Genomic DNA, 24,700 nt, shown 5'->3' on the forward strand with positions numbered 1-24,700 from the left:
CGGCGACCGTGCGTCAGTGGATGCCGCCGCTGGCGGTGATGACCTCGCCGGTGAGCCAGCGGGCCTCGTCGGAGGCCAGGAACGCGACGACGTCGGCGATGTCGTCCGGCCGGCCGGCGCGGCCGAGCGGCGTCTGCGCCACGAAGCCGGCCTCCATCTCCGAGCCGGCGATGCCGGCCGCGTGCGTGCCTTCGGTCACCACGTAGCCCGGGCTGACGACGTTGACCCGGATCTTGCGCGGCGCGAGCTCGTTGGCGAGAACGCCGGAGATCGCGTTCACCGCGCCTTTTGTGCCGGCGTAGACCGAAGCGGTCGGCGTGTTGACGTCCGTGATCGCCGACGAGATGTTGACGATGCTGCCGCCCTCGCCGAGGTGCTTGGCGGCCGCCTGGCTCGCCAGCAGCACGCCGAGCACGTTGACGTCGAACAGCTTGTGGTAATGCGCCTCGGTGATCGCCTCGATCGCCGCGAACTCGTACAGGCCGGAATTGTTGACCAGCACGTCGAGCCGGCCGAACTGCGTCACCGCCGCCTCGACGAGGGCCTGCGCCTGCGCCGCCTGCGAGACGTCGCCCTGGACCGCGACCGCCTTGCCGCCCGACGCGGTGATCGCCGCGACCACCGCGTCCGCGCCGGCCTTGCTCGACGCGTAGTTGACCACCACCGCCGCGCCCTCCTTCGCCAGCCCCTTGGCGATGGCGGCGCCGATGCCCTTCGATGCGCCGGTGACGACGGCGACTTTGCCCGCGAGCTTGGACATGTATGCTAACCCCTTGGCATGGGCCGGCTCCGGGATGGCCGCCTTTGTCCCATAGTTCGGTAATTCAGAACTAACTGAGTTCGGTTCAAGCCCCCACATGCCGAAAAGATGAGATCTCTGTTCCACCCCGCGATCGAGGACGTTCGCCCGGACGCGATCCTCCACGCGTTGTCCGATCCGAACCGCGCGGCGATCTTCGCGCAGATCATGCGGGCGGGCTGCGTCGACGCCTGCTCGGCTTTGGCCACCCTCGGCGACCGGGTGATCCCGAAGTCGTCGCTCTCGACCCACTTCAAGGTGCTGCGCGAGGCCGGCCTGATCCGCAGCGCGCGGCATGGCGTGGAGATGCGGAACGAAGCCCGGTTCGCCGAGGTCGAGGCGCGCTTTCCGGGCCTCCTCGGCGCGATCGTCAACGCCTACGCGTCGGATGCCGGCTGCGACGCGATGCGGGTGCCGGCCGCGGAGTAGTCCGCCCGGCCGATCGACCTACCGGCGATTCGCCGCGCGCGATCCGGCCCCTCAGCGGTCGCCGCCCTGCACCGCCGGGGGCACGCCGTCGGCGAAGTTCGAGCCGCCGCCCGCGCTGAACAGCTTTCGCAAGAAGCCCGGTGCCACGGCCGAGAGCGGGTTCACGCTCACGTCCGGCGCGTTGAGCTTGCCCGAGACCCGGAAGTTGACCGCGAACAGGCCCTCGTTGTGGCCACCGCCGAGCAATGGGCCGATCACCGGAACCTGCGAGACGATGTTGTTCAGGCCGTAGAGCGGCACGAAGGTGCCGTTGATGTCGGTGCGTTCGCGGGCGGTGTCGAGGAAGCCCGACAGGGTGAAGCCCATCGCTGCGTTCGAGATCGCCGCGTCGGAGAAGTCGACGCGCGAGCCGGTGCGGACGAAGTTCGCCCGCATCCGGTCGAAGGCCACCGCGCTGCCCTGCCCCGCCACCGTGCGCTTGCGCCCGCGGGCGTCCACGGTCTCCACCGTCTCCGGCCCCTGGGCCATGATGCTCGACAGGGCCGGCTCGTTGCGCAGGGAGAACTCGCGGATCTGCACGACGCCGGCCTGCGGGCCGTCGCTGAGCACGATGCCGAGGTTGAGCCGGCCGCCGTACATCCGCCGGTAGACGTCGACGAAGCGCAGCGTCGCGCCGGCGTCGCCGGATTCGATCGCCAGCGTCGGCGCGCCGCGTTCGCCCTTGGTCACGCTGGCCACGAACGGGGCCGAGCGGAACTTGCCGCTCATCGCGGCCGAGCGTACGTCCTTGCCGCGCAGGGTCAGCCTGACGTTGGCGTTGGTCAGCGCCTCGTCGTTGAAGCCGGTGAGGATGCCGAGCTGGATCTCCGCCTCGATGTCCTTCGGGCTGGCGTCGCGCTGGCCCTTGCCCTCGGGCGCGGTCATCATCTTCAGGAACGGCCGCGCGTCGGCCACCGCGCCCTTCACCGCGACCCGGTAGCCGTTGCCGCTGCGCTCCAGCGAGACCCGCATGTCGTCGCCGGGCGAGAGCTTCAGGTTGGTCAGGTCCGCCCGCTCCAGGCCGCCCTCGCTGCCGAGCGAGGCGTTGCCGCGTGCCGAGGCCACGCCGGCATCGAGCACGATGTCGCGCAGGTCCATCCCGGGGCCGGTGTCGACGAGCGCGAAGGTCAGGCGCCCGGCCTTGCCCGCCGCCTTGGTCAGGCCCGGCACCAGCCCGTCGATGCCGGCGCGGGCGAGATCCGCCTCGACGCGGATCGGCGGCCTCGTCGCCCCGGCCTTGACCAGGGGGATCGTGGCCTTGACCGCGATCGGCCCGGAGAGTTGCGGCGCCGTCGGCAGGCCCTTGCGCGCCCGCAGGGCGTCGTCGGCGGTGAGGTTGACCAGCACCTCGCCGGCGCCGCCGGCCTTGGCCTGGTGCATGTCGATCGAGACCGGTGCCCCCGACAGCTTCGCGTCGCCCTTCAGGGTGAAGCCGCGCGGATCGTAGCTCACGGCGAAGCGGCCGGATTCGAGCTTGTCCTTGCCGACGACCTTGTCGACGGTCAGGTCGCTGAGCGTGCCGGTGACGGCGACCGGGAGGTCCGGCAGGTCGGGGATGTGCTTGAGGTCGAGCGGGAAGCCGATCCGCAGGTCGGCTTGGCCCTTCACCGTCGCCGGGTCGAGCTCGACGCCCGAGAGCGCCTTGAACATCTTGGTCTGGAGCAGGGCGGCCAGCGCGTCGGCGCCTCCCGACAGGCGCAGGCCGATGTCGGCCACGACCTTGTCGGGCGCGATCTCCGGGATGACGAAGGCGCCCTCGGAAATGTTCAGGGCGCGCCCGTCGGCCATGCGGATGTCGGCGGTGACGTTCCGGATCCGGGTGGTGCGCCCGGTGATCGTGCCGGCGACGGTGCCCCGGGTCAGCGGCGGCGCGTCGGCCGAGACCTCGAGCGTCGCGTCCGAGACGCGGAAGTCGATGTGCACCGCGTTGTCCGGCATCGGGTCGCCGCGCGTCGCCGCGGCGAGCTCGGCGCCCGACATGTCGACGGTGATGTCGACCGCGTCGATGCGGCCGGCGCGCAGCTCGTCGACGAGGTAGTTGCGCGCGCCCGGCGCGATGTTCTCCGGCCAGAGCCGGAGCGCCGTGCGGGCCTCGCTGTCGCTGGCGGTGACGTGGAGGGTGAGGCCGTCGTCGTCGGCGGTGGTGCCGAGCGTGCCGCTCATGTTGCCGTGGATGCCGGCGCCGGTCATGGCGAAGCTGTCGATGGCGATGCCGCCGGCCCGGCCGGTGAGATGCCCGTCCATCGCCGAGATCGTCACCGGCTTGTCCTTGGCCGCTGCGCCGCGCAGGGTCGCGTTCCGGCTCGACAGGGTGGCGGTCCAGGCGAAGTCCTCGCCGGCCTTGGCCTCGGCCCAGGTGCCGGTGAGGTTCACGGCGTTGCCGGCGCCGAGGTAGTCGAGCCCGTCGAGCGTCATCACCCGGGCGGCCTCGTCCCAGCTGAAGGCGGCGTTCAGGCTCTCGACGGTGACCGGGTTGAAGTCCTTCTCCTCGACGAGGAAGGTCCCGTCGCTGGTGCGCAGCGTCGCCTTCATCGCCTCGATGCGACCGCCGTCGAGGGCGACGTCGGCCCGCGCCGAGAGCTTCAGGTCGGTGGTGAAGGGCAGCTTGGATTGGCCCGACAGCAGCAGCAGGTCGGTGGCCGGCAGGTCGTCGAGGGTGATGATGCCGGTGCGCCGGGTGCCGCCGGCCTCGCGCAGCGTGCCGCCGAAGCGCCATTGCCCGTGCGGTCCGTCGATGCGCAGCTCGAACAGCCGCGCGTCCTGCTTCGGGTCGCGGCCGAACAGGCCGTTGACGTGCTCGAACACCGCGCGCTCGCGGGCGTCGTCGTCGATCAGCGTCAGGCGGGCGTTGGTGATGCGGGCGCGGTCAAGCGCGCCGACGACGCCGGCGGAATCGAGCACGACGCCGAAGATCGAGGCGGTGGCGGCCGAGAGCGGCGAGACCACGCCGCGGGCCGCGTCCACGCTCGGCGGCGTGTGCGGCGAGGCGTCGCCGGGATAGGACGGCTCGGAGGCCGCGAACGCGATCGAGCCGTCGCGGTGGACGAGCGCGGTCATCTGCACGTCGCGGAACTCGATCGAGCGCGGCGACGGCGAGAGCCTCAGCAGGCTCCAGGGGTCGATGCTGACGAGGGCGAGCGGCGCGCGCACGACCAGCGCCCCTTGCGGGTTGCGGATGTCGAGCCCGCTGACGCGCAACGCCAGCGCGTTCTCGGCATCGATCTCGAGGGTGCTGTCACGCAGGTCGATGCGCCAGCCCGGCCCGATCCGGTCGGCCAGCGCAGCCGAGACCCGCGCCGACAGGCCGTCGATCTGCAGCGGTCCGTAGGCGAGGCGCATGACGCCGGCGCCGAGCCCGAGGCCGAGCACGACGACCAGGGCGGCGGCCGTCCACAGGCAGCGCCGCGTCCAGCGACGAACCGCCTTGCGCGGGCGCCCTGCGCCGGGCGTATCCTCGAGCCGGGCCGCTTCCTCAGGCATGAAGACCTTGCATCGGCGCGTTCGCGGGGCCGGACCATGCGCTCATTCTAGGACGCGACCCTTAAGCGAAGCGTTTCCGAAAGGGGACCGGCTAGCGCGCCCGTAGTGCAGGCGGCGGGCTTGCCGGCTCCGCACCAAGCAACCATCAATCGGCCGAAAGGATGGCACGATGCCCCTCGCACAAGGCGAGTACGCTCCCGACTTCACCCTTCCAGGCTCCGGCGGCAAGACGCTCGCGTTGGCCGAACAGGCCGGTCACAAGATCGTGCTCTACTTCTATCCGAAGGACGACACGAGCGGCTGCACCTTGGAAGCGCAAGCGTTCAACGCATCGCTGGCCGACTTCACCGCCGCCGACACGGTCGTGATCGGCGTCTCGCCCGACCCGGTGAAGAGCCACGACAAGTTCGCGGCCAAGTACGACCTCGCCTTCCCGCTCGTCTCCGACGAGAGCAAGGCGATGCTGGAGGCCTATGGCGTGTGGGTCGAGAAGAGCATGTACGGCCGCAAGTACATGGGCGTCGAGCGCACGACGATGCTGCTCGACCGCGAGGGCCGCATCGCGCGGATCTGGCCCAAGGTGAAGGTGCCGGGCCATGCCGCGGAGGTGCTGGAAGCCGCGCGCGCACTGAGCTGATCGCGCACCGCATCTCCGGGAGGCCGCATCTTGCGGAAGTCATGAGGGATTTTCCGGTTTCTTAACCCTGTCGGCGCTCGATGGCGGTCTTGGAACCCGGCCCCCCTCGATGAAGCTCCGCGCCATCGTTCCCCCTCGCAGGAACCGGCTTCTCGCCGCCTCCCTCGTCGTCGCCTCCCTCGTCGTCGCCACCCTCTGGGCCGCGGCGGCGAGCGGGCTGCTGTTGTTCCACGACGACCTGCTGGCCGGGTTCGTCGCCCGGCAGGGCGCGATGCAGGTGGCCTACGAGGCCCGCCTCGCCGCGCTCCAAGCCGAGCTCGACCGTGGCGGCTCGGCCCGCGCGGAGGCGCAAGACGCCGTCGCCGCGCGCCTCGACGAAGTCGCCGCGCGGCAGGCCGACCTGGAGCGCCGCCAGGCCGTGCTCACCGGTCTGGTGCGGACGACCGCGCCTGGCGCGATCGATCCGACGACGACCGGCGCCCTCCCCGGCCGAGCTCCGGCGCCCGAGCCAGACCTGGGATTGCGCGGGATCGATACGGCCCGGCCGGAACGCCGCAGCGCGCGCGACGTGGACTTGCGCCTGGCGGCGCTTGCCGGGCGGCTCGACGGCCTCGCGGCGGCGCAAGTGATCGGGCTCGATCGGATCACCGAACGGGCGGCGGGCGAGATCTGGCGCCTGCGCCGCGTCCTCGGACGGACCGGGCTCGACCTGCAGCGTCCGTTGGAGTCCGGGCTCGGCGGACCGCTGGTTCCGATCGATCCGAGCCCCTTCGCCGCGGCCGTCGCGGGCACCGTCCGCACGCTCGGTGATGCGCAGGCCCTGCGACGTCTCGCCGCCCGGCTGCCCCTCGACCGCCCGCTCCGCCGCGACCGCGGCCTCGCCAGCAGCTTCGGGCCGCGGCTCGACCCGTTCACCCGCGGTCTCGCGCTGCATACCGGCCTCGACCTCAAGGCCGAGATGGGCGAGCCGGCCTTCGCCACCGCCCCAGGCCGCATCGTCTCGGCGGAGCCGGCCGGCGGCTACGGCAACATGGTGGAGATCGATCACGGACACGGCGTCGTCACGCGCTTCGCGCACCTAGCGCGCTTCGACGTGCGCCCCGGGCAATGGCTCCGCGCCGGCGACCTCGTCGGCCGCGTCGGCTCGACCGGCCGCTCCACCGGCGCGCACCTGCATTACGAGACGCGGATCGACGGCGAGCCGGTGGACCCGCAGGGGTTCCTGGAAGCGGGGCGGGAACTGGCGGAGGGCGAGCCGTAGAACGCCTCCTCCCCGGAGAGGAGGAGGGAAGGCGCCTACGCCTCAGTCGATGTCCTCGACCTTCTCGGTCGCGCCGTACAGCCGCTGCGCCAGCGAGGCTTCGATGAACGGGTCGATGTCGCCGTCGAGCACTTCGTCCGGGTCGGTCGACTGCGTGCCGGTGCGCAGGTCCTTCACGAGCTGGTAGGGCTGCAGCACGTAGGAGCGGATCTGGTGGCCCCAGCCGATGTCGGTCTTGGAGGCGGCCTCGGCGTTGGCCTTCTCCTCGCGCTTCTTCAGCTCGGCCTCGTACATGCGGGCGCGCAGCATGTTCCAGGCGGTGGCCCGGTTCTTGTGCTGCGACCGCTCCTGCTGGCACGCCACCACGATCCCGGTCGGGTTGTGGGTGATGCGCACCGCCGAATCGGTGGTGTTGACGTGCTGGCCGCCCGCGCCCGACGAACGGTAGGTGTCGATCCGGCAGTCGGATTCCTTGATCTCGATCTCGATCCGGTCGTCGATCACCGGATAGACCCAGACCGAGGCGAAGCTGGTGTGCCGCCGCGCGCTCGAATCGTAGGGTGAGATCCGCACCAGGCGGTGTACGCCGGATTCGGTCTTGAGCCAGCCGTAGGCGTTGTGGCCCTTGATCAGGAGCGTGGCGCCCTTGATCCCGGCCTCTTCGCCGTCCGACCACTCGACGATGTCGACCTTGTACTTCCGGCGCTCGGCCCAGCGGCCGTACATGCGCTGGAGCATGTTGGCCCAGTCCTGGCTCTCGGTGCCGCCGGCGCCGGCATGGACCTCGAGATAGGTGTCGAAGCCGTCGGCCTCGCCGGACAGGAGCGTCTCGACCTGCCGGCCGGCCGCCTGCTTCTCGACGCCGAGGATCGTGGCCTCGCCCTCGCGGATGGAGGCGTCGTCGCCCTCGGCTTCGCCGAGCTCGATCAGCATCGCCCCGTCGTCGAGGTCCTGCTCGAGCTTGCGGATCGCGGCCACGGCTTCGTCGAGCTGCTGGCGCTCGCGCATCACCTTCTGGGCGGCGTCGGCGTCGTTCCACAGCTCCGGGTTCTCGGAGGCAGCGTTCAGCTCCGCGAGGCGTTTATCGACGGTATCCCAGTCAAAGATGCCTCCTCAGCAGTCCGATCGACTGCTTGGCGGCATCCGAGGCTTGCTCGATCTCGGCGCGCATTTCGAGGGTGTGTCGCTTGTGTTGTGGGCTCTGAAGGGGTCGTGCCGGGTGATACCGGGGCAGGCCGGCCCTGTAAACGGCCTCTCGCCCCGCCTTGCGACGCCAGGGCGCGCCGGAGGGCGTGAAACCGCGGGCGGCTCGCGCGTTGGTCGGGGATTTTCCAGCCCGACCGGAGCGCCGAACGATGACGAAGGCCCAAGATCACGCGAAGAAGGATGACACCAAGCACGACACGAAGAAGGACGAGGCGAAGCACGACCACGAGCAGACGGGGAAGGATTTCGACGCGGCGGTGAACATGACGCCTGCCGCCCTGAAGAAGCACCTCGACTCCGAGGCGAGCCGATCGGTCGGGCAGAAGGACGGCGGCGGCGAGGCGACCGGGCACAAGGAGGGCCGCCGCATCCTCGAGATCAAGGCCAAGAAGAAGGCCGAGCTCACCGACGACGACTACGCCCACATGCAGAAGGTCGTGGGCTACGTCCGACGCCACCTCGCGCAAGGGGGCGAGTCGCGCAACGATCCCGAATCCGCCTGGTCGCTGTCGCTGATGAACTGGGGCCACGACCCGTCGAAGGACTGATCCGGCCCTGCGGCGCGCAAGCGATCGACGCGCCGCCGGCGCCCGCCGTCAGTGTCCGCCGTAGCCCGGGATCCAGGCCGGCGCCAGGACGTAGCGGCGCTTGGCGCGGGAGTCGGCGCGGCCCTCCATCAGGCCGCTGTCGTAGTAGTTGAAGCCGGTGATGCCGAAGCCGCCGCCGTTCATCACCTGCGGCACGGCGATCGCCGGGACCGCGAGGTCCGGGCGCTGGGGCGGGACGATCGGACGGTTGGCCACGTCGACCTGCAACACCGTCGGGCCGTCCGGCCCCTGGAACACGTAGGCCCCGGACTGGGCCTGCGCGGCGCCTGTGCCGACGATCGCGAAGAGGCCGGTGACGAGGCCGGCAGCGAGGCCGTGTCGAAGGAAGGGGTTCATTCGCGTACTCCGTCGCTGGGGGCCGGCTTCGATCGTCGGGGCACCATGCCCGATGCGGACCGACATGTCCGTCGGCGCGACGCGCGGGCCGCGCCTTCGTCCCGGGAAATCCGGCCGGGACCGTCGCCGGTCAGCCCTTCGAGCGCAGCACGACCACGGGTTGCCGAGCGATCGGCTTGCAGGTGGTCTCGAAGGCGTTGAGCACCAGCGGGCGCGAGTCGCAGGCGAAGGCCGCGTCGGGCCCGGGCGCCGGGATCGGATCGCGGGCGACGATCGGGTTCGGCGCGCAGGCCGAGGCGGCTGCCGCCAGCAGCAGGGCGGCGGGCAGGGACAGGCGACGCATGCGGGCCTCGGTGACGCGGGAACGGATCATTGCCGGAGACCCTGCGCACCCGGGCGGCGGCTGACAACCGCCTCGGGCCCGCGCGCCGTGCTTTGGCCGGGCGTGTCGCCCGGCCGCAACAACCGCCCTCGGCCGAACGGACGCTTCGGGCGATCAGGCGCTCTTGGCCAGGGGCACGACGTTGTGCAGCGTCTTGTCCGCGGTCTCGAGGAAGCGGCGGACGTTGCGCGCGGCCTGCCGGATGCGCTGCTCGTTCTCGACCAGCGCGATGCGGACGTAGTCGTCGCCGAACTCGCCGAAGCCGATGCCCGGCGCCACCGCCACGTCGGACTTTTCCAGCAGCAGCTTCGAGAACTCCAGGCTGCCCATCTCCTTGAACTTCTCCGGGATCGGCACCCAGGCGAACATCGAGGCGGCGGGCGCCGGGATCTTCCAGCCGGCCTTGCCGAAGGACTCGACCAGCGCGTCGCGGCGCTTCTTGTAGATCGCCCGCATCTCGTGGATGCAGTCGTCCGGGCCGTTGAGGGCGGCGGTGGCGGCCACCTGGATCGGCGTGAAGGCGCCGTAGTCGAGGTAGGACTTCACGCGGCTGAGCGCCGCCAGCAGGCGCTCGTTGCCGACCGCGAAGCCCATGCGCCAGCCGGCCATGGAATAGGTCTTGGACAGGGAGGTGAACTCCACCGTCACGTCGATCGCGCCCGGCACCTGCAGCACCGAGGGCGGCGGCTCGCCGTCGAAGTAGACCTCGGCGTAGGCGAGGTCCGACAGCAGGATGATCTCGTGGCGCTTCGCGAAGGCGACGAGGTCGCGGTAGAAATCCAGCGTCGCGACGTAGGCCGTCGGGTTCGACGGATAGCAGACCACCAGCGCCACGGGCTTCGGGATCGAGTGCGCCATGGCGCGCTCCAGGGCCGGGAAGAACGCGGGCGTCGGCTCGGCCGGGACGGAGCGGATCACGCCGCCCGCCATCAGGAAGCCGAAGGCGTGGATCGGGTAGCTCGGGTTCGGCACCAGCACCACGTCGCCGGGCGCGGTGATCGCCTGCGCCATGTTGGCGAAGCCCTCCTTCGAGCCCAGCGTCGCGACGACCTGGGTGTCCGGGTTCAGGCTCACGCCGAAGCGGCGCTGATAATAGCCGGCCTGGGCGCGGCGGAGGCCCGCGATGCCCTTCGAGGCCGAGTACCGGTCCGTGCGCGGACGCCCGGCCGTCTCGCACAGCTTGGCGATGACGTGCTTGGGGGCGTCGAGGTCGGGGTTGCCCATCCCGAGGTCGATGATGTCGGCGCCGTTGGCGCGGGCGGCGGCCTTGATCCGATTGACCTGCTCGAACACGTAAGGCGGCAGGCGCTTGATGCGGTGAAAATCGGTCATGGCCATCTGTCCATCGGCGCGGATCCCGCGGGGCGGCACGGGCGGCCCCGACGGGTGGCGGTCGGCCTCTCTACCATCGAAGCGGGCCGCCGCCGACCCCGAATCGCTGACTTATTGTGCCGGCTGCGCCGGCGCGCTCGCGGGCTTCGTCGCCTTGCCGGCGCTCTCGGCCGCCCGGCCCTTCGATTCGTTGCGGCCGCGGGCGCCCTCGAGCTCGGCCTCCAGCGCCTTCTGGCTCTCGGCCGACTTCGCCCGCACGGGACGGGCCGGGGCCGACACGCCCACCGGCATGAATTCGGGGTCCGCCTTCGAGCGCGAGTTCGCGACGAAGTCCGGCGCCGCGACTGGCTTCGGGCCGTAGCCGGCCTCGACCGCGAGCGTCTTGATCGGCGAGAGGTCGGAGGAGCAGGCGCCGGTCGCCGCCGCAGCGCAGAGCGCGAGCGCGCCGAGCAGCCGGCGGACTGCACCAGCGCGCCCGGCGGAGCCGGCCGGATGCGACGGCCTGCCCGGGGACGTCGTAACCGGGTTCGGAACCTTGTCGGACGTTGAGTTCATACCGCAGATATATCGCCGTTCGCGCCTGCCGCGCTGGGCAAATCAGGGGTTGGCGCGTTAATTTGTCGGAAACGAGGCTCGGACCGTCCCAAGGGCGGGCGCTCGGGTCCGCCGCGCCGACGGCGCGGAGGGAAGCTGGGAGTGGATCACGCGTGACGACGCAGCCGACGACGCCCGCGATGCCCGATTTCGAGGCCCTGTCGCGCAACGCGGGCCAGTTCATGGAGGAGCTCGGCCGCGCCGCCGCGCGCTACGTCGCCCCCGAGGACGGGCTGCCGGTGCAGCCCAAGCCGCCCCAGGAAGCCAGCGACCTCGTGCGGACGCTGGGGACGATCGCCGAGACCTGGCTCTCCGACCCGAAGCGGACGCTGGAGGCGCAGACCAAGCTCAGCGAGGCCTTCGTCGCCCTGTGGGGCTCGACCTGGTTCCGGCTTCAGGGCCGCGAGGCGCCGCCGGTGGCGCAGCCCGAGCCGAAGGATGCGCGGTTCTCGGACGCGGAATGGTCGTCGAACCCGTATTTCGACTTCATCAAGCAGGGCTACCTGATCACCACGCGCTGGGCCGAGGGCTTGGTGAACGAGGCCGAGGGCATCGACGACCACACACGGCACAAGGCGCAATTCTACCTGCGCCAGCTTGCCGGCGCGCTCTCGCCCTCGAACTTCGTGATGACCAACCCGGAGCTGATCCGGCACACCTTGCAGGAGAACGGCGCCAACTTGGTGCGCGGCATGAAGATGCTGCAGGAGGACATCCAGGCCGGGTCGGGCGAGCTGCGGGTGCGCCAGACCGACCGCGACGCCTTCAAGTTCGGCGTCGACGTGGCGGTGACGCCGGGCGAGGTGGTGTTCCGCAACGACCTGATGGAGCTGATCCAGTACGCGCCGCGCACGGAGACGGTGCTGAAGCGCCCGTTCCTGATCGTGCCGCCGTGGATCAACAAGTTCTACATCCTCGACCTCAACCCGGCCAAAAGCCTGATCGGCTGGATGGTCGACCAGGGGCTGACCGTCTTCGTGATCTCCTGGGTGAACCCGGACGAGCGTCACCGCGACAAGGACTTCGAGTCCTACATGCGCGAGGGCATCGAGGCGGCGATCGACGCGATCGGCGTTTCCACCGGCGAGACCGAGGTGGCTGCGGCCGGCTACTGCGTCGGCGGAACGCTGCTCGCGGTGACGCTCGCCATGCAGGCCGCCACCGGAAACACGCGGATCAAGAGCGCCACCTTCCTCACGACGCAAGTCGACTTCACCCATGCCGGCGACCTGAAGGTCTTCGCCGACGAGGGCCAGATCCGGCAGATCGAGACCCAGATGGCCGAGCGCGGCTACCTCGACGGCGCCAAGATGGCCAACGCCTTCAACATGCTGCGCCCGAACGACCTGATCTGGTCCTACGTCGTCAACAACTACGTGAAGGGCAAGGCGCCGAGCGCCTTCGACCTGCTGTACTGGAACGCCGACGCCACCCGGATGCCGGCGGCGAACCACGCCTTCTACCTGCGCAACTGCTACCTCGAGAACAACCTCGCGCAGGGGAAGATGGTGCTCGGCAACATCCGCCTCGACCTGAAGAAGGTCACGGTGCCGGTGTTCAACCTCGCCACCCGCGAGGACCACATCGCGCCGGCGATCTCGGTGTTCGAGGGCTCGTCGAAGTTCGGCGGCCCGGTCGACTACGTGCTGGCCGGTTCCGGCCACATCGCCGGCGTGGTCAACCCGCCAGCCAAGCCGAAATACGGCTACTGGACCGGCGGCAAGGCGGAAGGGCGCCTGGAGGACTGGATCTCCGCGGCCACCGAGACCAAGGGCTCGTGGTGGCCGTACTGGTTCCAGTGGCTGGAGGCCCAGGCCCCCGAGCGGGTGCCCGCGCGCAAGCCGGGCGGCGACGCCCTGCCCTCGCTGGCGCCGGCGCCCGGCACCTACGTGCGCATGAAAGCCTGACGACGGCCTAATCGCCGCCTTGGCCGGTTCCTGCGTAGGTCCGGGACGGCTCCGCCCCGGACCGGTCGTTCGGGCCTCAGTACTTGCGGACGAGCGGGACGGGCGCGGGGGCCGCCGGGGCGTCGAAGGTGTAGCGGAAGCCCACTGAGACGATGTCCGCGCTGCCGTCTACGAGACCGGCGAAGACGATGTTGCCGGTGTTGTAGTCGCGGCCCGGTCCGGCGAGGATTCGGCTGCGCTCCACGAACAGGTGCGAGTAGGCCAGCGTCAGCAGGAGCTTGTCGCTCCAGCGGTAGCTGCCGCCGACGGCGAGGTTGACGCGGTCCCCGTCGGGCAGCCGCACCGAACGGTTCGAGAAGTCGATCGGCGACTGCTCGTAGGAGACGCCCGCGCGCACGGTCAGGGCCGGCGACCAGTCGTATTCGCCGCCGATCGAATAGGTGTAGCCGTCCTTGTAGTTGAGCGGCAGGAAGCTGACCGGCACGTTGCGGGCCTCGGACACGATGCCGACGGTGCCGAGCCTCGACCAGTTGTCCCACTCGAAGCCGAGGTTCATCCGGAAGTTCGGAGCCAGCGACTGCGTCAGGCCGACGCTGAGTTTTTCGGGGGTGTTGAGGTTCGAGCGGACCTGGCCGGCGAGCGGCGCCAGCGCCACCAGCGGCACGCCGATGGACCCTTCGATGTCGTGATGCACCGAGGAGCGATAGCCCACGCCGATGGCGGTGCCGGCCCAGGGCGTCACCAGCACGCCGGCGGTGAAGCCCACGCCCCAGGAATCGCCCTTGAGGAAGCTGCTCGGATACGCCGTCGGGGACAGGCCCGGGATCGGCAGCGCCTGCCGCAGGGTCAGGCGGAAATACTCGATGTTCGGGCCGGCGGCGACCGACAGCCAATCGTTGACCTTGAAGCCGACGACCGGGTTGAAGGCGAGCGAGAAGATCCGGTTGGAGCGGCCGTAGACCTCGCCGGCCCAGGTCTGCTGCGGCTTCGTCACGAGGCCGAACGGCGCGCCGGTCTGGATGCCGATCCAGAGGCGGTCGTTGAGCTGGTAGGCGGTGGCGCTCGAGGGCAGCACGGCGCCCTGCCCGATCTCGCCCGATCCGCCGAGGCCGATGAAGCCCGGATTGGTCGGGGTCGTCGGCGTGATCTTACCGGACAGGCCGACATACGTGAGGTTCTGCTCGGTGACCCAGCCGGGACGCATCGTCACCACGGCGGGGTTCCAGAACATCGAGGACACGCCGCCGCCGCCGGAGGCCGCGCCGGCATCGGCCATGCCGACCGCGATGGCGCTCTGCTCGCGCAATCCGAAGGCGCCGGCCTGGGCGCCCGCCGTGCCGATCATCAACGCGGCCGCCGAAACGCCGGCCGTCGCGAATGCGCGCAATGTCTTTGCCATGGTCGTCTCCCCATACGATCCGGCGGTGCACTCGTTCGGTGCCGCCCATTCGGGCCGTCGCCTCGGTTAAATCTGTGCCAATATTCGGCAGGAGACACAACGCCCGACAGTCGCTAAATTTTATCAGTATAAATTGATAAAAATACTAGTTTTAATATTCTTAGATTTGTAGATCGGTTGAAACGAAGGTATCCACCAATCTTCGTTCATATGTAAACGATCTGCGGTAGCGTACAGGACTATTTACCCTTTGCGCCGCCGGGCGTCTTTGGGCGAGCCATGTGCGCTTTCTGCCACATGCCGGCACCCGCCTCCGGTGCACCCTTTGTCCCGGATGGCTCCCGCCGGATATTCCAGGGCGCCATCGCCGACGACGGGGGCGCCGGCCTCGTCACGCTTGACCCGGCTGCCACGACACCCACCTTCCTGCGCACGAGGTTGCGGAACGCAGGGAGTGGACGGACGATGAAACTGGTTCGGCACGGTGCGACCGGCGACGAGAAGCCGGGTCTGATCGACGGCGGCGGCGGACTGCGCGACCTATCCGGCGTCCTGCGCGACATCGCCGGGCCGGGCCTCTCGCCCGAATCCCTCGACCGGCTCCGCCTGATCGACCCTGAGACGCTGCCCCTGCTGCCGGAATCCACCCGGCTCGGCCCCTGCGTCGGCGGCACCCGCAACTTCGTGGCGATCGGCCTCAACTTCGCCGACCACGCCGCCGAGACCGGCTCGCCGATCCCGTCCGAGCCGATCGTGTTCAACAAGGCGCCGTCCTGCATCGTCGGCGCCAACGACACCGTGATCATCCCCAAGGGCTCGGCCAAGACCGATTGGGAGGTCGAGCTCGCCGTCGTGATCGGCTCCCGCGCCTCCTACGTCCACGCCAACGAGGCGCTGAACTACGTGGCCGGCGTCTGCATCTGCAACGACGTCTCCGAACGCGAATGGCAGATGGAGCGCGGCCCGACCTGGACGAAGGGCAAGGGCTGCCCGACCTTCGGGCCGCTCGGGCCGTGGCTGGTGACGCTCGACGAGGTGCCCGACCTCGGCAGTCTCGCGATGAGCCTCGACGTGAGCGGGCAGCGCATGCAGACCGGCTCCACCGCGACGATGATCTTCGATGTGCCGCAGCTCGTCGCGTACGTCTCGCACTTCATGATGCTGGAGCCCGGCGACGTGATCACGACCGGCACCCCGCCGGGCGTCGGACTCGGCATGAAGCCGCCGCGCTACCTCAAGGCCGGGGACGAGATGGTGGTGCGCATCGATCGCCTCGGCGAGCAGCGCCAGCCGGTGATCGCCTTCGACGACTGGACCGCGAAGGTCTCGGCCGGCGAGCCGACGAACTGACGCTCTTCTCTTCCGGTGCTGACGCCGCGGTCGGTGACGATCCGCTATCGACTTCGTGAACGTCCTCTGCACAGAAGGCTCGACCTTTCGGAGGACGCCTTCACGTGAGCATCGGTCTGATCGCCCTCCTCGACGATGTCGCCGGGATCGCCAAGGTGGCCGCGGCCTCCCTCGACGACGTCGCCGGCCAGGCGGCTAAGGCCGGGGTGAAGGCCGCCGGCGTGGTGATCGACGACGCGGCGGTGACGCCGCGCTACGTCGTCGGCTTCGCCGCCGAGCGCGAGTTGCCGATCGTCGCCAAGATCGCGGTCGGCTCGCTGCGCAACAAGCTGCTGTTCCTGACGCCGGCCGCCCTGGCGCTCGGCGCCTTCGCGCCCTGGACGATCACCCCGCTGCTCATGCTCGGCGGCGCCTACCTCTGCTACGAGGGAACCGAGAAGGTCTACGAGGCGCTGGTCCCCCATGCCGGCCACGCGCACGACGCCCAGCCCGACGCCGGCGGCGACGGCCGGGCGATGGAGGACCGCAAGGTCTCGAGCGCGATCAAGACCGACTTCATCCTGTCGGCCGAGATCATGGCGATCACGCTGGCCGCGCTCCCCGAGGGCGGCGTCGTCACCAAGGCTGCCGTGCTCGCTTTGGTGGCCGTCGGCATCACCGCCTTCGTCTACGGCGCGGTGGCGCTGATCGTGAAGGCGGACGACGCCGGCATGGCGATGGCCGCGAGCACGTCGAGATCCGCGTTCGGAAGTTTCGTCCGCGCCCTCGGGCGGGGCATCGTCAAGGGAATGCCGCCCTTCCTCGCGCTGCTGGCGATCGTCGGCACCGCGGCGATGATCTGGGTCGGCGGCGGCATCCTGGTCCACGGGCTCGAGACCTACGGCCTGCCGCAGGTCGCCCACGCCCTGCACGCGGCCTCCAGCGCGGTCGCCGGCGCGCTGCCGCCCGCCCTGTCGGGCTTCGTCGAATGGCTTGTCACGGCCGCCGGCTCCGGCGTGGTCGGCCTCGTCGTCGGCGGCCTGCTGATTCCGCTGACGAGTTTCGTGATCGCGCCGGCCTGGCACGGCCTGTCGCGCCTGCGTGGGGCTTCCGCCCGAGCCTGACGGCTTGATTTTCGTCCGCGGATTCGCCTCATGGGCGCATGATGCTGACGACCTCCGCCCCCGCCGCCCCTGCCATCCGCCACGATTGGACGGTCGAGGAGATCCGCGCGATCCACGACCTGCCGCTGCTCGACCTCGTGTTCCGGGCGGCTTCCGTGCATCGCGCCCACAATGATCCGGCCGACATCCAGCGGGCCTCGCTCCTCTCGATCAAGACCGGGGGCTGCCCGGAGGATTGCGCCTACTGCCCGCAATCGGCCCACCACAAGGGCACTGGCATGGCCAAGGAGCGCCTGATGCCGGTGGACGCGGTGCTGCGCGAGGCGGCCGAGGCGAAGGCCGCCGGGGCGCACCGGTTCTGCATGGGCGCGGCCTGGCGCCAGCCGAAGGACGGGCCGGAATTCGACGCGGTGCTCGCCATGGTCCGCGGCGTGCGGGGCATGGGCATGGAGGCCTGCGTGACCCTGGGCATGCTGACGCCGTCGCAGGCCGGGCGCCTCGCCGAGGCGGGGCTCACCTCCTACAACCACAACCTCGACACCGGCCCGGACTTCTACGAGGACATCATCTCGACCCGGACCTACGCCGACCGCCTCCAGACCTTGGAGAACGTCCGCGAGGCCGGCATCGGCCTGTGCTGCGGCGGCATCGTCGGGATGGGCGAGGGCGTGACCGACCGGGCCGCGATGCTTCAGGTGCTGGCCAACCACGCGCCGCATCCCGAGAGCGTGCCGATCAACGCGCTGGTCGCCGTCGAGGGGACGCCGCTGGAGGACCGCCCGCCGGTCGACCCGCTCGACCTCGTGCGCATGTGCGCGACGGCGCGGATCGTGATGCCGAAGGCGCGGGTGCGCCTCAGCGCCGGCCGCAAGGGGCTGACCCGCGAGGCGCAGATCCTGTGCTTCCTCGCCGGCGCCAACTCGATCTTCTACGGCGAGCGCCTGCTGACCACCGCCAACAACGAGACCGATTCCGACGCCGCGCTCCTGCGCGACATCGGCATCACGGTCGCCGCGCCGATGATGGAAGCCGCCGAGTAGGGCTTAGGCCGCGGCGGCGTCGGGCAGGACGATCCGGAACCGGGTACCTTCCGTTCCGGGATCGAGCGACAGCGTCCCGCCGTTCAGGCGCACCAGCTCGGAGGCGATGGCGAGGCCGAGCCCGGTCCCGCCCGAGCGCATCGAGCCCTGGAACGCCTCGAACAGGTGCTCCATGGCCCGCGCCGGCAGGCCCGGCCCGTTGTCGCTCACCAGGATCGTCACCGCGTCCGCGCTTTCGCGTCCGGCCGCGATGCGCACCTCGGGCGCGGCCATGTCGGCCTCTGTGAAGTCGTGGGCCTGGACGGCGTTGCGCACCAGGTTTCCCACCGCCCGCGCGATCTGCTCCGAATCGGCGAACACGGTCAGATCGGGGGCGACCTCGGTGACGACCCGCACCCGGCCGTGGGCGGAGAGCGCCGCAAGGTCGGCGAGTTCGGCCATCACCGGAGCCAGCGCGAATTCGCGGCTCTGCGGCGTGCGCTCGGCGGCCCGCCCGTAGGCGAGCGTCGCCTCGCAGAATCGGATCGCCCGGCCCAGGGTCGCCACGAGGCGCGGCGCGACCCGCTGCACCGTCGGGTCGGAGATGTCCTCCAGGCGGTCGCCGAGGAGCTGCGCCCCGGTGAGCAGGTTGCGCAGCTCGTGGTTGATCTTGGCGACCGAGAGCCCGAGCTCGGCGAGCCGCCGCTTCTGGCGGAGCTGGTCGGCCAGCGTCCGCTGCATCCGCGCCAGCGCGGTTTCGGCGAGCCCGATCTCGTCGCTGCGGCTCGTGGGCGCGATGACCCGGTCGGCGCCCTCCGGGTCGTCGGCGAAGGCGGTGATGTTGCGCGCCAGCCGCCGCACCGGCCGCACGATAAGGGTCTGCAGCACGAAGAAGACGAGGCCGGCGGCCGCCGTCGCGATGATGAGCGAGGACACCGCCAGCCGAATCGCGAAGTCGACCACCGCCTGCTTCAGCGGCGCGTCGTCGAGGAGGATCTCGACGAGGTCGAAGCCCTCCCAGCCTTGGCCGACGACGCGGATCGGGTCGTCGACCGGTTCGGTGAGCGTCCGCCAGGCGCCGCGGATGGCGCACAGGATCGTCTGCTTGCGCAGGTCGACCGTGTCCGAGACCCGCTCCGGCACCGGGTCGATCGACAGGAGCTGGCGGGTGTCGCCGTCGCGGACCGCGATCGCGCGGGCGCCGACGCCGGCGAGCAGGCGCCGGGCGAGTTCGTCGGGCACCGGGTGCCCCTCGCTGGCGTCGAGGACGAGGGCGGCGACCTGCGCCGCGCTGATCCGGTCGGACAGCCAGGACAGGCGGTAGTTCGCCACCGCCGGCACGAAGATCAGGACCTCGATCGTGGCGACGAAGGCGACGGTGACGAGGAAGAGCCGGCCGGAAAGGCCGAGGTGCCGAAGCCAGCGCGTCGATCGCGGCCGCGCCGCTGCCGGCGCCGCGGGCTCGATCGTCGGCGACTCGGTCGGTTGCGTGTCTGAGCGTGCGACCACTGCTGTCCCGGCCCCGGAAAGCGCGGCGACCCCGTGCCCCTTCGCGAACGTCCCGACGCCGCCCGCATCCCGGCCGGGACGGCGGCATCGACAAGCCTCGTAGCGCGCGCGCCTGCGAAGCGTCGAGGGGGCATCGCCAGTGGGACCGGCGTCGGCGCGCGTTTTCAGTACGCAAACGCGAGGGTCGGCGCGGGTCTCCCGGTCAGTGCGCGCCGCGCCGGACGAAGCGCCGGCGCAGGACGATCGAGAGCAGCGCGAACAATCCGAGGCCGCCGAGGCCGACCACCATGCGCGGCGTGACCAGGGCGCGGAAGCTCAAGGCGTTCTCGCAATCGGTGCCGCCGGCCGAGAGGCACGCCACCTTCGCGTCCGCATGCGCGGCGACCACGTCCTCGATGCCGGCGCCGGTGGCGGCGTAGACGAAGGCTCCCGGCAGCAGGCCGCAGGCGGTCGCCAGCACGAAGGTGCGCAGCGCGACGCCGAAGGCGGCCGGGGCGAGGTTGGTCATCCAGAACGGGAACAGCGGCAGCAGCCGAAGGAACACGACGTAGCCGAAGGCGTCGTCGCGGAACCCCTCGGCCAGCGTCCCGAGCCGCGGCCCGGCCACCCGCCGCAGCAGGTCCGAGGCCGGCCCGCGGCCGATCGAGAACACGATCGCGGCGCCGGTGGTGGCGGCGCAGACCGCGACGAGGGCGCCGGCGACGATGCCGAACAGGAAGCCGCAGACCATCGTCAGGATCAGCGTCGCCGGCACCGAGACGACGACGGCGGCGACGTAGACCAGGTAGGCGAGCACCAATGCGCGCGGACGGTCGGCCTCGACGAAGGCGCGCAGCCATTGCCGCGACTCCAGCAGCCGGTCTAGGCTCAGGAGCTGCGACGCGCCCGAGACCAGCACCGCGATCGAGAGCGCCACCAGCAGGGCGAGCGGCAACCAGCGCAGCAGCCGGCGCCGGGCTGAGGGCGGAGGACCGGGCGGCGTCGCGCCGTCCGCGATCACGCGGGCTTTCGCATCCGCAGGATCTTGAAGAACCCGCCCGGGAAGGTCGGCGCGACGCCGATGAACTCGGCGCCGTTGCGCCGCGCCCAGGCCTCGATCCGCGTCGACTTGAAGTCCGAAGACCAGCCGATCTTGGTGCAGAGCGGCGCGACGATCTCCTCGACCTTGGCCACCGGCCCCTCGGTCTGCCCGAAATGGTTGGCGAGCACGATGCCGCCACCGGGCCGGACCACCCGCAGGAACTCGGACAAAGCCGCTTCCGGGTCGGGCACGAGGGTGATCAGGAACTGCGCCACCACCGCGTCGAACGAGGCGTCGGCGTAGCCGAGGCGGCACACGTCCATCACCTGCAGGCCCTTCACGTGGGAAAGGCCGCGGCGCTGCACCTTGCGGCGCGCCCGCTTCAGCATGTCCTCGGAGAGGTCCACGCCGCAGACGAAGCTGGTGCGCGGGTAGTAGCCGAGCGACAGGCCGGTGCCGACGCCGGCCTCGAGGATCCGCGGGCCGCTCTCGGCGGCGGCGGCCACCGCTGCGCGGGCCGCCGGCTCGGTGAGCTTGTCGTAGACCACGTCGTAGACCGGCGCCCAGCGGGCATAGGCCTTGCGCATCAGGGCGGTGCTCGGCCCGGCCTCCGGCTCGCTCAGCATTCAGGTTCTCTCGTGATTTTCGAGGGGATGATCGGTTCGGGCCGCGGCGGATCGGGCGGCTCTTATCAGGCAGCTCTTGTATCAGGCGGCTTTCGCGGCGTCCGCCGAGGCGGCGGCCACCCGCCGGATCGTACCGCCGCCAAGGACCTGCGCACGCGGGGACTCGTCGGCGTAGATCGCGCAGGCCTGCCCCGGCGAGACTCCATCCTCGGGGACGGCCAGGACGACCTCGGCGGTGTCGGTCGCGGGGTCGTAGTCGAGCCGCGCGGGGCGGGGCTCGCGGGTCGAGCGCACCCGCACCGCGACGGCCATGTCAGCGACGGGACCCGGAGCGCCGAGCCAGTTCACTTCCGTCAGCCGGATGCGGTGCGTCGCCAGCGCCGCCCGCGGGCCCACCACAACGCGGGCGGTGTCGGGCTCCAGCCGGACCACGTAGAGCGGCTCGGGCGAGGCCAGGCGCAGGCCCCGCCGCTGCCCGACGGTGTAGTGGATGATGCCCTCGTGACGCCCGAGGGCGTGGCCGTCGAGATCGACGATCTCGCCGGGGCGCGCGGCGTCGGGGCGGAGCCGCGCGATCACGTCGGCGTAGCGGCCCTGCGGCACGAAGCAGATGTCCTGGCTGTCGGGCTTCTCGGAGACGACGAGCTCGAGCTCGCGCGCCAGCCGCCGGGTCTCGTCCTTCGGCAGCTCGCCGAGGGGGAAGCGCAGGAAGTCGAGCTGACTTTGCGTGGTGGCATAGAGGAAGTAGCTCTGGTCGCGCGCCGGATCGAGGGCGCGATAGAGCGCGCGACGACCGCCCTCCCCCGGCAGCGCCTGGCTCGCGACGTAATGGCCGGTGGCAAGGCAGTCGGCGTCGAGGTCGCGCGCGGTGGCGAGCAGGTCGCGGAACTTGATCGAGCGGTTGCACTCGACGCAGGGGATCGGCGTCTCGCCGGCGAGGTAGCTCTCGGCGAACCGGTCGATCACCGCGTCGCGGAAGCGGTCCTCGTAGTCGAGGACGTAGTGCGGGATGCCGATGCGTTCGGCGACGCGCCGGGCGTCGTGGATGTCCTGGCCGGCGCAGCAGGCGCCCTTGCGATGCGTCGCAGCGCCGTGATCGTAGAGCTGCAGGGTGATGCCGACGACGTCGTAACCCTGGCGCTTCAGCAGCCCGGCCACGACGGAGGAATCGACGCCGCCGGACATGGCGACGACGACGCGCGTCTCGTGCGGAGGCTTGGCAAGGTCGAGGGAATTCATGGCGCCGGTTCTGACGGCGGCGCGGGCCTTCTTAAGGTCCCGCCGCCCAGGGCTGTCTATAGTGTGTGTCGCCCGGCGTTTCCAGGGCGCGGCCCGCTCCGCGGGCGCCTTGAGCCGGCAAGTCCTGCCGGGCACACGGCAGCAACCGCCCTCGCCCACCGCGCGAACTGCTCGATCGGTCTCAGAAAAATCAAACTTATCAGTGCCTTGAACAATTTCCGGCGCTGGCCTGCCGTTTGCTCCTATCGGTGGAGGAGGCCGGGCATGGCAGTTGGGACGATGGATTTCGTGGATGCGACCGCGTGGGCCTCCGCCCGCACGGCGACGCGCGACACGACGGATGCGGCGGCGGCCCGCGCCCGCTTCGGCCGCGACCTCGACGCGGCGACCGCCAGGGACGACGCCCAGGCCCGCAACGCCGGCGAGCGTGGGCGCAGCGCCGACGCGGCCGCGCTCGGACGCGCCGACCGCGCTAAAGCTGCCGACCTCGCCGCAGCCGACGCCAAGGCCGCCCGGCCGGCGGGCCAATCCGCTGCTGCGACCCGCGACGCGCCCGCCGCGCCGGCAAAGGCCAGCCCACATCGGACGGGTTTTGGGACGCCGCGTCCCGCGACGGCTTCGACAGGACCCGTCACCCGCGACGCCGATACGGCGCGGCCCACGGCCGACGCGCCATCCGAGACGAAGCCGGCTACCGTCCAGGACGCCGCGGCGCCCCCGCCCACGGAAGCGGCGAAGCTCGAGGGCGGCCCCTCCGCGTCGGACCACGGCAAGGCGGAGCTTGCCGCGGCGGCGCCCGAGGACGCCAAGGCGAAGGCCGAGGCGCCGTCATCCGACACGAAGGCCTCTGATGCGAAGACTGCCGAGGCGAAGGCGCCGGAGATCCAGCTCGCTGCGCCGACGATCGCGCTCATCCTAGATGCTCCGCCTCCATCACCACCGGCGCCGACCGGCCGCTCCGCGACGCCGCCCGCCACTACTGCAGGCGCAGCGGCGGCCGTCGGCATCGCCGGGACGGCAGCGGGCGCCGCTCCGGCCGAGGCCGCCGGCCGGCCGGGCGCTGCGGCGAGCGCGAAGGGCGACGACGCGGTCGCGGGAACGGATGCAGGTGCCGCGCCTGCGACTAAGGCCGACCTGTTCGCCGCGCTGACCGATGTGGCCTCGGCCGGGCCCGGCACCCCGGATCCGGTCGCCAGGACCCAGGCCGCGTCTTCTGGTCAGGCGTCGGCCGCCGCGGACAAGGCTCCGGTCGCGGCGGCCGCGCCGCCCGTGCCGCTCGGACAAGTCCCGATGACGATCGGACTGCGCTCGCTCGCCGGTTCGAGCGAGTTCCAGATCCGGCTCGATCCGCTTGAGCTCGGCCGCGTCGACGTCACCCTCGACATCGACAAGGACAAGGGCACCGTGACCACGCATCTCGTGGTCGAGCGCGTCGAGACCCTGGCGATGCTCCAACGCGACGCCGGCAGCCTGCAGCAGGCGCTGGCCCAGGCCGGGCTCGACCCGTCGCAGGGCGGCATCACCATGTCGCTGCGAAGCGACGGCGGCTCGGGCGGCGAGGCCGCGCAACGCGACGGCCGGCCCGGCCGCGGCAACGCCCTGCCCAACACCCCTTCCGACGCCGCCGTCTCGGAGGTCGCGCCCCTGCGCACGCTCCGCGGCCTGAGCGGCCTCGACATCCGGATCTGAGGAGGCCCACCGATGACCAGCGGCATTTCCAGCCTGACGAGCGCGGCCGCGTCGAGCGCTGCCGGCAAGACCGCCGACAGCGCGACGCTGGCGAGCAACTTCACGCAGTTCCTGACCCTGCTGACGACGCAGCTCAAGAACCAAAACCCGCTCGACCCGATGGACACCAACCAGTTCACGCAACAGCTGGTGCAGTTCGCCCAGGTGGAGCAGCAGCTGAAGGGCAACGACCGCCTCGACAGCATCCTGGCCAACAGCAAGGCGGCGAGCTCCGCTTCCGCCACGAGCTACATCGGCAAGACCGTCACCACCGACGGCACCACCGCAGACCTCAAGGACGGCTCGGCGACCTGGAACCTGACGCCGGCGCGCGACGCGACCAAGGCGGTGGTGACCATCTCCGATTCAAAGGGAAACGTCGTTGGCACGCAGACGACGTCGCTCGCCGCCGGCAGCCAGACCTTCTCGTGGAACGGCAAGAACTCGTCCGGCCTCGCGGCGCCGGAGGGTACCTACACGATCAAGGTCTCGGCCTCGGACGCCACCGGCGCCACGGTGCAGGTCGCCACGGCGACGAGCGGCAGCGTCGACAAGGTCGACCTCAGCGGCGCGAGCCCGGTTCTGATCATCGGCACCTCGCGCGTGCCCCTGTCCAGCGTCACCGGAATCGGGTTGTCCACAACCTCGAGCTGACGAATCACTTCCGAGTGATCCGCTTCAACATGTTTTAAGCTC

22 protein-coding genes are annotated in these 24,700 nt (G+C 70.9%); 10 read left to right on the forward strand and 12 right to left on the reverse strand.

All coding sequences use genetic code 11. The features are described from left to right. Nucleotides 1-13: 13 nt before the first annotated feature. Nucleotides 14-760, reverse strand: coding sequence for a glucose 1-dehydrogenase (locus FV226_RS06390; protein ID WP_147762239.1), 747 nt, complete (start codon nt 758-760; stop codon nt 14-16). A 108-nt stretch (nt 761-868) separates the two neighbouring features. On the opposite strand from FV226_RS06390, the gene FV226_RS06395 reads away from it, so the two are divergent. After that, nucleotides 869-1,228: a helix-turn-helix domain-containing protein gene (locus FV226_RS06395; RefSeq protein ID WP_147762240.1), complete on the forward strand. Its 360-nt coding sequence runs from the start codon at nt 869-871 to the stop codon at nt 1,226-1,228. 51 nt (nt 1,229-1,279) lie between these two features. Here the strand turns inward: FV226_RS06395 and FV226_RS06400 are convergent, their stop codons facing one another. After that, nucleotides 1,280-4,747, reverse strand: coding sequence for a DUF3971 domain-containing protein (locus FV226_RS06400; protein ID WP_147762241.1), 3,468 nt, complete (start codon nt 4,745-4,747; stop codon nt 1,280-1,282). Nucleotides 4,748-4,916: 169 nt separating this feature from the next. Here FV226_RS06400 and FV226_RS06405 point away from each other — a divergent pair, with 169 nt between their 5' ends. Continuing rightward, nucleotides 4,917-5,384 carry a peroxiredoxin gene (locus FV226_RS06405; RefSeq protein ID WP_147762242.1) on the forward strand — a complete coding sequence of 156 codons (468 nt, stop codon included), beginning with the start codon at nt 4,917-4,919 and terminating at the stop codon, nt 5,382-5,384. A 109-nt stretch (nt 5,385-5,493) separates the two neighbouring features. After that, nucleotides 5,494-6,645, forward strand: a complete 1,152-nt coding sequence (locus FV226_RS06410; RefSeq protein WP_147762243.1) for a peptidoglycan DD-metalloendopeptidase family protein — start codon at nt 5,494-5,496, stop codon at nt 6,643-6,645. Nucleotides 6,646-6,687: 42 nt separating this feature from the next. Here FV226_RS06410 and prfB read toward each other — a convergent pair. Next, nucleotides 6,688-7,816 (reverse strand): peptide chain release factor 2 gene (prfB, locus tag FV226_RS06415; RefSeq protein ID WP_147751823.1). Its coding sequence is split into 2 segments (ribosomal slippage): nt 6,688-7,746 and nt 7,748-7,816, totalling 1,128 coding nucleotides; the frame shifts between segments, so codons are not numbered across the junction. Nucleotides 7,817-8,000: 184 nt separating this feature from the next. On the opposite strand from prfB, the gene FV226_RS06420 reads away from it, so the two are divergent. Further along, a complete protein-coding gene (locus FV226_RS06420) occupies nt 8,001-8,399 on the forward strand; it encodes a DUF3140 domain-containing protein (protein WP_147751824.1) in 399 nt (132 codons plus the stop codon). A gap of 48 nt (nt 8,400-8,447) precedes the next feature. On the opposite strand, the gene FV226_RS06425 is transcribed toward FV226_RS06420, so the two are convergent. The 4 genes from FV226_RS06425 to FV226_RS06440 form a co-directional block, all read right to left on the reverse strand. Continuing rightward, entirely contained in the window at nt 8,448-8,795 is a 348-nt protein-coding gene (locus FV226_RS06425) for a hypothetical protein (RefSeq protein ID WP_147751825.1), read from the reverse strand. A 130-nt stretch (nt 8,796-8,925) separates the two neighbouring features. Continuing rightward, a complete protein-coding gene (locus FV226_RS06430; protein ID WP_147751826.1) occupies nt 8,926-9,138 on the reverse strand; it encodes a hypothetical protein in 213 nt (70 codons plus the stop codon). A gap of 153 nt (nt 9,139-9,291) precedes the next feature. Continuing rightward, nucleotides 9,292-10,509, reverse strand: a complete 1,218-nt coding sequence (locus tag FV226_RS06435) for an LL-diaminopimelate aminotransferase (RefSeq protein ID WP_147751827.1) — start codon at nt 10,507-10,509, stop codon at nt 9,292-9,294. Between the two features lie 111 nt (nt 10,510-10,620). Next, nucleotides 10,621-11,064 carry a hypothetical protein gene (locus FV226_RS06440; RefSeq protein WP_246685453.1) on the reverse strand — a complete coding sequence of 148 codons (444 nt, stop codon included), beginning with the start codon at nt 11,062-11,064 and terminating at the stop codon, nt 10,621-10,623. Between the two features lie 152 nt (nt 11,065-11,216). Between FV226_RS06440 and phaC the strand changes: the two genes are divergently transcribed. Further along, nucleotides 11,217-13,010, forward strand: a complete 1,794-nt coding sequence (gene phaC / locus FV226_RS06445; RefSeq protein ID WP_147762244.1) for a class I poly(R)-hydroxyalkanoic acid synthase — start codon at nt 11,217-11,219, stop codon at nt 13,008-13,010. A 76-nt stretch (nt 13,011-13,086) separates the two neighbouring features. On the opposite strand, the gene FV226_RS06450 is transcribed toward phaC, so the two are convergent. Further along, complete coding sequence (locus tag FV226_RS06450; RefSeq protein WP_147751829.1) at nt 13,087-14,409, reverse strand: outer membrane protein transport protein; 1,323 nt, start codon at nt 14,407-14,409, stop codon at nt 13,087-13,089. Nucleotides 14,410-14,874: 465 nt separating this feature from the next. On the opposite strand from FV226_RS06450, the gene FV226_RS06455 reads away from it, so the two are divergent. The 3 genes from FV226_RS06455 to bioB all read left to right on the forward strand — a co-directional run bounded on the left by FV226_RS06455 (nt 14,875) and on the right by bioB (nt 17,902). Beyond that, a complete protein-coding gene (locus FV226_RS06455; RefSeq protein ID WP_147762245.1) occupies nt 14,875-15,759 on the forward strand; it encodes a fumarylacetoacetate hydrolase family protein in 885 nt (294 codons plus the stop codon). Nucleotides 15,760-15,863: 104 nt separating this feature from the next. Next, on the forward strand, nt 15,864-16,862 hold the full coding sequence (locus FV226_RS06460) for a DUF808 domain-containing protein (protein ID WP_147762246.1): 999 nt from the start codon (nt 15,864-15,866) through the stop codon (nt 16,860-16,862). A gap of 38 nt (nt 16,863-16,900) precedes the next feature. After that, nucleotides 16,901-17,902: a biotin synthase BioB gene (gene bioB, locus FV226_RS06465; RefSeq protein ID WP_147751832.1), complete on the forward strand. Its 1,002-nt coding sequence runs from the start codon at nt 16,901-16,903 to the stop codon at nt 17,900-17,902. A gap of 3 nt (nt 17,903-17,905) precedes the next feature. Here bioB and FV226_RS06470 read toward each other — a convergent pair whose 3' ends face one another. The 4 genes from FV226_RS06470 to mnmA form a co-directional block, all read right to left on the reverse strand. Next, complete coding sequence (locus FV226_RS06470; RefSeq protein ID WP_147762279.1) at nt 17,906-19,348, reverse strand: HAMP domain-containing sensor histidine kinase; 1,443 nt, start codon at nt 19,346-19,348, stop codon at nt 17,906-17,908. Nucleotides 19,349-19,592: 244 nt separating this feature from the next. Further along, nucleotides 19,593-20,390 (reverse strand): VTT domain-containing protein, encoded by a 798-nt coding sequence (locus FV226_RS06475; RefSeq protein WP_147762247.1) that lies wholly within the window; start codon nt 20,388-20,390, stop codon nt 19,593-19,595. Then, nucleotides 20,387-21,037: a class I SAM-dependent methyltransferase gene (locus tag FV226_RS06480; protein ID WP_147762248.1), complete on the reverse strand. Its 651-nt coding sequence runs from the start codon at nt 21,035-21,037 to the stop codon at nt 20,387-20,389. Before FV226_RS06480 ends, FV226_RS06475 begins: the two co-directional genes overlap by 4 nt. An 81-nt stretch (nt 21,038-21,118) precedes the next feature. Beyond that, nucleotides 21,119-22,276: a tRNA 2-thiouridine(34) synthase MnmA gene (gene mnmA, locus FV226_RS06485; protein WP_147762249.1), complete on the reverse strand. Its 1,158-nt coding sequence runs from the start codon at nt 22,274-22,276 to the stop codon at nt 21,119-21,121. Nucleotides 22,277-22,540: 264 nt separating this feature from the next. On the opposite strand from mnmA, the gene FV226_RS28520 reads away from it, so the two are divergent. Both FV226_RS28520 and FV226_RS06495 read left to right on the forward strand, forming a co-directional pair. Continuing rightward, nucleotides 22,541-23,965 carry a flagellar hook-length control protein FliK gene (locus tag FV226_RS28520; protein ID WP_246691515.1) on the forward strand — a complete coding sequence of 475 codons (1,425 nt, stop codon included), beginning with the start codon at nt 22,541-22,543 and terminating at the stop codon, nt 23,963-23,965. Nucleotides 23,966-23,977: 12 nt separating this feature from the next. Further along, the gene (locus tag FV226_RS06495) at nt 23,978-24,658 is read left to right on the forward strand and encodes a flagellar hook capping FlgD N-terminal domain-containing protein (protein WP_147762250.1); all 681 of its coding nucleotides are present in this window, start codon (nt 23,978-23,980) and stop codon (nt 24,656-24,658) included. The last annotated feature ends 42 nt before the right edge of the window (nt 24,659-24,700 follow it).

The sequence above is a fragment of the Methylobacterium sp. WL12 genome (assembly GCF_008039475.1).
Lineage (GTDB): Bacteria > Pseudomonadota > Alphaproteobacteria > Rhizobiales > Beijerinckiaceae > Methylobacterium > Methylobacterium cerastii.